The organism is Aminobacter sp. P4_D5 (assembly GCF_056401815.1).
This window is the reverse complement of the sequence record NZ_JBFUIP010000208.1, coordinates 1-8,452: the sequence shown is the minus strand read 5'-3', so window position 1 is coordinate 8,452 and position 8,452 is coordinate 1. Positions and strand designations below refer to the sequence as shown.

Genomic DNA, 8,452 nt, shown 5'->3' with positions numbered 1-8,452 from the left:
TCATCCGGCCGTCTATGTTGATCGCCGCGATATGCCGGTCCCGCTGGCTGAGAGGTTCGGTATCTGCCCGCTCGATTGCGTTTGCACGCGGCGGTATGACGATCGCTGCACTGCCGCTATGGTTGGCGACGGCCTTGTAGGTTGGCTCGCTGTCATAGGCGCCATCGGCTGTGAACTGGCCGATCTCTCCATCGATCTGGTCGAGCAGCGGCTCCACCTGCGAGGAATCTCCAGTGTCCTGATCGGTCATGATGTGAGCAATGATATCACCGCTGTCGGCTTCCAGCGCCAGATGCAGCTTTCGCCAGCTTCGCCGCGATCTGACGCCGTGCTTCTCCTCCAGCCACTGCCCGGCGCCATAGATTTCGAGCCGGTGCTGTCGATGAGGACATGTACGGGTCCGTCTCCTGGAAACCGGCGACCTTGCCGCCTACCAGGCATTCGGGAGATGCTTGTCCGACGGCTCAGCGTCGTATGATCGGGGACGGCGAGATCCAGCCCCATCAACTGCAGCACCGATGCCAGCAAGCCCTCCGCCTGACGCAGCCGCAGGCCGAACACCAGGCCCAGCGTCAGAGCAGTTTCAATCGCCAGATCGGAGTAGCGCGGCTGGCCGCCGCGGGTCGTCCGCTTCGGYGCTCGCCAAGACGACAAGGCTTCCGGCGTGAGCCAGAGCGTCAGGCTTCCTCGTCGGCGAAGACCTGCGTCATATTCCCGSCAGTTCGTCACCTGCAACTTCATCTTGCCGATGCGATGGCGGCGGGAGGCACAATGTTTGAAGGGCATGAAGATGASGAACCGGCTATTTCAATCGCCCCTCGACTACGCCATCGCCGCTAAACGATCCGTRCACCAATACTGCGTCGTGGCAGCAACTCCGAGGCGCTAACGGATTTCCCGCGCGACCGCCTGAAGTTTCTGAAAGGCGGTGTATCTGTGGGCATGTTGCTTAGCAGTTTTCCCATCAGCAGGGGTATAGGTGGCATCCGTACGCGAAAGGCTCGTCATCGCAGAGCCGATGTCAGCGAACACCCCGGCAGCCACGCTCCCGAGAATGGCTGCTCCCAACAGAACAGGCTCTTCCGAGCGCGTTGCCAGAACCGGCTTTCCAGTTGTGTCGGCAAGGAGTTGGCGGACAATGTCGAGCTGGCCAGCACCCCCGCTTATGACGATCTTTTCGATCGTCGCGCCGGATGACGCCTGCACGTCGATGATCTGACGCAATCCATAGCCGATACCACACAGTCCCGCGATGTAGAGTGAAACGAGATTGTCGATATCGTGCTCCATGCCAAGGCCGGCAACGACAGCGCGGGCATGCGGATCGGCAAAGGGCGCACGGTTGCCGAGAAATTCCGGGACGACATGAAGGCCGTCGGCCAATTCTACCGCCTGGGAAAGCTTTGCAACCTTCTTCGCGGCAAGCTCGGCGAGCAAGACCGGAAGCGAGACACCCTCGGTTTCCGCCAGTTCCTGTGCCTCGCCGGCCGCAGGATGGAAAGACAGGAGTTGCTCGATAGCAGCTCCGGCCGCGGATTGGCCGCCTTCGTTCAGCCACATGCCTGAGACCATCGCCGAATAATAGGGTCCCCAAACACCGGGCACGAACACCGGTGCTACGGTTGAGGTCATCGTGCAGGACGAGGTGCCAAAGACGTATCCGAGATTGCTCTGTGGGAGGCCGTCCACTCCCACTGTTCCAATGCCGCCTGCATGAGCGTCGATCATGCCTGCGCCCACCGGAGTGCCAGCAGGCAGACCAAGTTCTTGGGCCGCACGCTTAGTCAGACCGTTTCCGACTGCTGAGCCCGGATCCACCACATCCTGGCCGATGCGTGAGAAATCCTCGTCCGCAAGCACACCGAGGCCGATCTGCCGGAAGTAGCTCGAGTCCCAGCGCTTCTCATGTGCGAGGTAGGTCCACTTGCACGTAACCGTGCAGGTCGAGCGAGCAAGATCCCCCGTCGCGCGCCAAGTGAGGAAGTCGGCAAGATCGAAGAACTGCCACGCGGCATCGAAGACCTCGGGGCGGTTTTCATGCAACCACAGCAGCTTCGGCGTCTCCATCTCGGGCGAGATGCGTCCGCCGACATAGCGCAGGACTTCATGGCCCTGCGCATTGATCCGTTGCGCCTGGGGTACTGCGCGGTGGTCCATCCATACGATGATGTCGCGCTGCGGATCCTCTGAGGGTCCCACGGGCAGAGAACTGCCATCCTTGCCGAGGACAACGAGCGAACAGGTCGCATCGAACCCGACACTGACGACAGTCTGTGGATCGATGCCAGCGTTGGCGACCGCCTCGCGGACCGAGGCGCAGACGGCTGCCCAGATCTCGGTGCTCGACTGTTCGACGATTGAACCAGCCTCGCGCCAGAGCGTGATATCGCGCTTGGCCGATGCCAGCATGTTGCCGGTAAGGTCGAACAGGCCCGCCCTTGCGCTGCCGGTCCCGACATCAACGCCGATAAGATAGCGTTCGCCGCCCGTGGGGCGTGCGGAGGAAGTGTTGGTCATGGTCTACCGCCTGCAATCAGAATTGGATCGGCGAAGGCAACAACCTTCGTCTGCGACACTCAAAGATCGACGCTGTTTGGCAGGATCACTAGATCGCGTATCGTGACGTTACGCGGACGCGTCAGCATGAAGAGCACCGCATCGGCCACTTCCTTCGGCTGCATCAGGCTGCCATTGGCGAGCGCCTGGTCCATTTTTTCCTTCGGCCAGTCGTCGAGCAGGGCCGTGACCACCGGGCCTGGCAGCACCGCGCCTACGCGCACGCCGTGCTGGGCCACCTGGCGCCGGGTGCTGTGGACGAAGGCCTGAACGGCGAATTTCGAGGCCGTGTAGATCGGTTCCCAGACAACGGGTACGACACCGGCAATCGAACTGGTGAAGAGGATGTCGCCGGACTTCTGCTCGATCATGTAGGGCAGCACAGCATGCACTGAGCGGAAGGCTGCGTTGATATTGAGATTGAGAACCCGGTCCCAGGCATCCGGGTCGCCTTCGGCAACCGGACCGCCGATATAGGCGCCGGCATTGGCGTGGAAGACATCAAGCTTGCCGGCGATCTTGATGATCCGCGGCAGCATGCCGGACACCTCGGCCGGCTTGAGCAGGTCGACGACAAGTGGCAAGGCGTTCGGGCCCAATTCCTTACAGAGCTGCACCAGCTTGTCCTGTGCGCGGTCGATAAGGACGACCTTTGCGTCTTCGGCCAAAAGTGTACGCGCGCATTCGAGCCCGATGCCGGAGGCAGCGCCTGTGATGGCTGCGACTTTGCCCTTCATGAGATCTGCCATTTTATAACTCCATTTCGATATATTGGGTCAGGCGCGGCCGTGGCTGACCCGAGAGCGCCGCGCCAGAGAGTCGACGATGACCGCGATGGCCAGGACGCCGCCGGTAATCATGTAGCGAAGCGACGAGCTGAGATTCAAAAGCGTCAAGCCATTTGAAATCGCTTGGATGACGATAATCCCGAGCAGGGCCGAATAGGCGCTACCGCGTCCGCCGAAGAGGCTAGTGCCGCCGATGACAGCTGCCGCGATCGCATTGAGGTTGACGTCGCCAGTGCCGGCCTGCTGGCTCGAGGAGGCAAGTCGTGAGGCCGAAAGGACACCGCCCAGCGCTGCCAGCGTGGAGCAGAGCACGAAGGCGCTCATATATATCCTGCGCACATTGATGCCAGAGCGTCGTGCGGCTTCTTTGTTGCCGCCCACGGCGAACATCGAGCGGCCCCACTGGGTGCGCGTCAGCGCGTAGTTGAGCATCACGGCGAGAGCGACGAAGAGGCCGAACATCCATGGCACGCCACGGCCGAGGTTGAGATAAAAGACTGCCAGTTCGAGCGCAACGGTCAGCATAATGGCTTTCAGGATAAGCGTGCCGAGCGGCTGGGCTGAAAGGTTGGCTGCCTGGCGCTGACCCATGGTGCGCATGCCCTTGGCGATCATCGCGATGCCTGGCAGCAGCGCTAGCCCATGCGAAAGCCAGTCCGGCATGATGAGGATCTGGCCAAAGCGAACGAGAGACGAGGCATAGGGCAGGTTGATCGAACCAGTCGGCCCGAGAATGTAGAGCTGCAGGCCGAGCAACGCCAGCAGGCCGGCGAGCGTGGCAATAAAGCTCGGCATCCCGAGGCGGTTGTAGAGGGTGGCGTAAAGCAGCCCAACGCAGGCGCCAACGACAAGGGCTGCGATAATCGCACCGGCGACGGGCCAACCCATATTGACCCACAGCACGCCCACCATAGCGGACGCCAGGCCGCTCATGGAGCCAACGGAGAGGTCGATCTCGCCAAGCACCAACACACAGATGATCCCGAGCGAGATGACGCCGACGGTGGCGCAATCGAAGAGCAGGTTCACCAAGTTGTTGGGCGCAAGAAAAATTGGGTTGAGAGCCGAAAAGACGACCGAAATGACGATGAGCCCGACGGCGACCGGCAGCATTCCGAGGTCGCCGGAGCGCACGCGGTCAGCGAACCCGCGCATCATTCCAAAGATACCCTCGTCGCGGCGCACGCGTTCATCGCTGCGGTCAAGTTTCTGTTCGGGTTGGGAGAGGTTGTTTGAAAGGTTCTGGCTCATGCGGCTCCCCCGCTTGTTTCGTTGACCAGGCCGGCCTTGCGGTCGAGACGTCTGGAGACGGAATTTTCCGTGGCGCCTGTGATTGCGGCGACGAGTTCCTGGCTGGAAGCGTCCGGCAAAAACACGCCGTTGTTCCGTCCAAGCCGCAGTACGACGATGCGGTCAGCTACGGCGCGCACATCTTCCATGTTGTGGCTGATGATGATGACACCGAGGCCGCGCTCGCGGACGCGTTCGATCAGGTTGAGCACCTCGGCGGTCTGAGCGACGCCAAGCGCCGCCGTGGGCTCGTCGAGCATGATCACCTTGGGGTTGAGCAGAAGCGAGCGCGCCACCGCGACCGTCTGGCGCTGGCCACCCGACAGGGACGCGATGGGCTCGCGAACAGAGGGAATTCGCGCGGCGAGTTCGCGCAGGAGCCTCCAGGCGCGGACTTCCATGGCGACCTCGTCCAGATTCCATGGCGACATCTCATGGCCGAGAAACAGGTTGGCTACGACATCAAGGTTTTCGCACAAGGCCAGGTCCTGGAACACAGTCGCAATACCAAGGCCAAGTGCGGTGCCGGGACTGTCGAGGACCACCCCTTGTCCGCAGAATTCGATGGTGCCTGATGTCGCCTGGTGCACACCGGCGAGAATTTTGACAAGCGTCGACTTGCCAGCGCCGTTGTCGCCCACGAGCGCCACGACCTCGCCGGCATTGATGTCGAGCTCGATGTCGGTGAGCGCGGATACTGCGCCAAAGTTCTTGGAGATGCCGCGCAGCCGCAGCACTGGCTCGCCCTTGGCGGGGATACTCTGGATGTTAGCTGTCATGGCCTTGACCTCTCGACCGAAAGCACCCGGCCACGCCAAGCGCGGCCGGGCACGAATTTGCAGCGTCAGTTGATGATGCCGAGTTTGCGGCAACCTTCAACATATTCGCCGGTGCAGATTTCTTCGGGCTTGTTGATCCCCTTGTCGAAAATCTCCGCCTTGATGTTTTCAGCCGTAACGACGGCCGGGACAAAAAGCTGCGAGGGCGTGTCATAGAGCTTGTTGGGCGCTTCGGGCGTCTCGCCCTTCAAAAGCTTCACGGCGACATTGGCGGCTGCGGCCGCCACGATTTCGGAAGGCTTCGAGATCGTATTGTACTGGTCGCCCGAAATGATCAGCTGCAGGGCGGCGATGGTTGCGTCGTTGCCGGTGACCGGCGGGACCGGCTTGGCGCCCGCTGCCTTCAGCGCTGCGATCGCACCGCCGCCCGTGCCGTCGTTGGCGGCAACGATGCCCTTGATCTGGTCGCCGAAGCGGGTGATCTGGCCGGCAGCCCATTCTTGAGCCTTCGGCGGCGCCCAGTCTGGCGTGTCGAATTCGGCAAGTGTCTTGTAGGGCGATGCGTCGAGGGCGGAATCGATGCCGTCGCGAATGAGGCCGGCGGCAGCGTCGGTCGGCGAGCCGTTGATTTGGAGCACGCCTGCCCCGTCTGGAACGCCGGAAGCCTTCAGATGGTCGACAAGCGACTGCGCGATGGCGCGGCCAATGCCTTCATTGTCGAAGGAAACGTAGTAGTCCGCCGGCTTGCTGGGGATCGGACGGTCATATGCGATGACCTTGACGTCCTGGGAATGGGCAATTTCGACCAATGCCGCGGCTGCTGCGGAATCGACCGGATCAAGAACAATGACCTTGGCGCCCTGGGCGATCACGGAATTGAATTGCTGCTGCTGCAAGGCCACGTCGGCATTGGCGTTCTGGTAGATGACCGTGCAGCTCGGACAAAGCTTAGCCATCTCGGCCTTGAAGCCTGGATAGTCGTGCTGTTCGTAGCGGGTCGAGGCCTGGTCCGGCATTAGAAAGGCAACGGTGGCAGCTTCCTGCGCCATCGCAGCGCTGCCGAGCGTCACGGCCAGGCCGGCCGAGGCAAGCAAATAAGTAAGCGTCTTCATAAGTTTCCTCCACCAATGATTTGGGCCCGCAAGCTAGGCTTCCGGAGGAAATGTCAGAGTTCAGGCCTCGCTGCGCCATTCGCCGTCGTGGCGCACGAAATCGAGCGTTGCAACTTGCGCTGCCGCGTCGATTGTCCCGGTTCCTGATCCGACTCCTCCCCGAGTCAGCTTAGCTTTGCTGGCAACTACATCGATTGCGCAAGCTTGCTCAATCGATGAAGCAGAATTGCTCCGTATCTCCGTTGATGTCAAGGTGGCTCGGAAGTGGAGACCTTATTCGTGAAGCGRAGCACGCTGACAAAACGTACGACGATCTACGATCTGGCCGAGCTGGCCGGCACGTCGGCAAGCGCTGTGAGTGCTGTGTTGAACGGAAACTGGAAGAAGCGGCGCATCAGCACTCAGCTTGCGCAAAAGATCACACTGCTCGCCGAAGAGCAGGGCTATGCGCTGAATATGCAGGCAAGCGTGCTGCGCCGGGAACGTTCGAAGATCATCGGTATGATCGTGCCAAAATACGACAACCGCTACTTCGGGTCGATCGTCGAGCGGTTCGAGGCGATGGCGCGCGACAGGGGGTTGTTTCCCATCGTAACTTGTACCCGCCGCGATCCTGCGCTGGAAATAGAAGCGGCAAGGGCCATGTTGTCCTATCAGGTCGACTGCCTGATCGCCACCGGTGCGACCGATCCAGACAGAGTAGTGGATCTGTGCTCGGCTGCGGGCGTTCGTACCGTGAACCTCGACCTGCCAGGTACGCGAGCACCTTCGGTCATCTCGGACAATTATGGCGGCGCGCTCGAGCTGACGCGGCGGGTGCTTGCGAACAGCGAGAAGAAATTCGGCGAAATGACCCCGTTACTGTTTGTCGGAGGGCGCGGAAACGATCACAATACGTCCGAGCGCGTGCGGGGCTTCCGCACAGCCCACGCCGAAGCTGGCATCGAGGTCGATGAAAGGCTCATCTTGACGTGGGGTTACGCGCCAGAGAAGTCTGAGCAAGCCATGAAACACTTAGCCGAAACCGTGGGTGCTCTGCCTCGTGGCATGTTCGTGAACTCGACCATATCGCTCGAAGGAGTCATGCGCTGGCTTCGTGGGTCAGGCCTGTACGCCGACCGTATGCCGCTGCTCGGCTGCTTCGATTGGGATCCCTTCGTGGCGATGCTTGGCGATCACATCGAAATGATTCGCCAAGATGTTCCTGGAATGCTCGATGCGGTCTTCGAGATCATCGATTCCGGCGCTTCTGAGGTGAAAACGGTTCAAATTCCGCCGATCGTGGAAAAGGTTGGTTAGAGCGAGCAACTCGGCTCTGACCCACGATGCTCGTCACTCTGCCGAGTCTTGGAGCCGCTCTTGAATGTCTCGGATGCCACGTAGCACGCGCCAGAAGTCGACGTGATCTGTCTGCTCGATATAAAAGTGTAACGCGCAAGATCGGTTGGCAGTTCTAGGGTTTTGCCGGGAATATGCGGGATTAGCCGGGAAACGGCGAAAATGGACGACAGAACATGGCTTGAGCGGGCACTGTCGACTACTTTTTCCCCCGCGTCGGCGATGGACTATGCCAATCGAAGTTGCGCGACGCATGCCTGATCGGATGCGTAGGATTTGTAGCGGCCGATCGCGGTCTCAACGAGCGAGCGCTTACCGTAGCTGGTCGCAGCCTGCCATTTCATCCGGCCGTCTATGTTGATCGCCGCGATATGCCGGTCCCGCTGGCTGAGAGGTTCGGTATCTGCCCGCTCGATTGCGTTTGCACGCGGCGGTATGACGATCGCTGCACTGCCGCTATGGTTGGCGACGGCCTTGTAGGTTGGCTCGCTGTCATAGGCGCCATCGGCTGTGAACTGGCCGATCTCTCCATCGATCTGGTCGAGCAGCGGCTCCACCTGCGAGGTCGAGCAGCGGCTCCACCTGCGAG

Annotated in this window: 6 protein-coding genes and 2 pseudogenes; 1 reads left to right on the top strand and 7 read right to left on the bottom strand. The window is 61.0% G+C overall.

What is annotated here, in order from left to right:
* The 6 genes and pseudogenes from AC1DWF_RS27915 to AC1DWF_RS27890 form a co-directional block, all read right to left on the bottom strand.
* Positions 1-786, bottom strand: a pseudogene (locus AC1DWF_RS27915) (IS5 family transposase); the annotation flags it as partial.
* A gap of 99 nt (positions 787-885) precedes the next feature.
* Complete coding sequence (locus AC1DWF_RS27910; protein ID WP_476789559.1) at positions 886-2,517, bottom strand: FGGY-family carbohydrate kinase; 1,632 nt, start codon at positions 2,515-2,517, stop codon at positions 886-888.
* A gap of 59 nt (positions 2,518-2,576) precedes the next feature.
* On the bottom strand, positions 2,577-3,305 hold the full coding sequence (locus tag AC1DWF_RS27905; RefSeq protein WP_476784326.1) for an SDR family oxidoreductase: 729 nt from the start codon (positions 3,303-3,305) through the stop codon (positions 2,577-2,579).
* A 27-nt stretch (positions 3,306-3,332) separates the two neighbouring features.
* Positions 3,333-4,595, bottom strand: coding sequence for a sugar ABC transporter permease (locus tag AC1DWF_RS27900; protein WP_476784325.1), 1,263 nt, complete (start codon positions 4,593-4,595; stop codon positions 3,333-3,335).
* The gene (locus AC1DWF_RS27895) at positions 4,592-5,413 is read right to left on the bottom strand and encodes an ATP-binding cassette domain-containing protein (protein ID WP_476784330.1); all 822 of its coding nucleotides are present in this window, start codon (positions 5,411-5,413) and stop codon (positions 4,592-4,594) included. The genes AC1DWF_RS27900 and AC1DWF_RS27895 overlap by 4 nt, the downstream gene beginning before the upstream one ends.
* Before the next feature lie 65 nt (positions 5,414-5,478).
* A complete protein-coding gene (locus AC1DWF_RS27890; RefSeq protein WP_476789557.1) occupies positions 5,479-6,525 on the bottom strand; it encodes an ABC transporter substrate-binding protein in 1,047 nt (348 codons plus the stop codon).
* 279 nt (positions 6,526-6,804) lie between these two features.
* Between AC1DWF_RS27890 and AC1DWF_RS27885 the strand changes: the two genes are divergently transcribed.
* On the top strand, positions 6,805-7,824 hold the full coding sequence (locus tag AC1DWF_RS27885) for a LacI family DNA-binding transcriptional regulator (protein ID WP_476784328.1): 1,020 nt from the start codon (positions 6,805-6,807) through the stop codon (positions 7,822-7,824).
* A 311-nt stretch (positions 7,825-8,135) separates the two neighbouring features.
* Here the strand turns inward: AC1DWF_RS27885 and AC1DWF_RS27880 are convergent.
* Positions 8,136-8,452, bottom strand: a pseudogene (locus AC1DWF_RS27880) (transposase); the annotation flags it as partial.

What these genes read in the sequence shown, in the direction of transcription:
- AC1DWF_RS27910 (WP_476789559.1), bottom strand. Translation starts at nt 2,517, where the DNA reads ATGACCAACACTTCCTCCGCACGCCCCACGGGCGGCGAACGCTATCTT.
- AC1DWF_RS27905 (WP_476784326.1), bottom strand. Translation starts at nt 3,305, where the DNA reads ATGGCAGATCTCATGAAGGGCAAAGTCGCAGCCATCACAGGCGCTGCC.
- AC1DWF_RS27900 (WP_476784325.1), bottom strand. Translation starts at nt 4,595, where the DNA reads ATGAGCCAGAACCTTTCAAACAACCTCTCCCAACCCGAACAGAAACTT.
- AC1DWF_RS27895 (WP_476784330.1), bottom strand. Translation starts at nt 5,413, where the DNA reads ATGACAGCTAACATCCAGAGTATCCCCGCCAAGGGCGAGCCAGTGCTG.
- AC1DWF_RS27890 (WP_476789557.1), bottom strand. Translation starts at nt 6,525, where the DNA reads ATGAAGACGCTTACTTATTTGCTTGCCTCGGCCGGCCTGGCCGTGACG.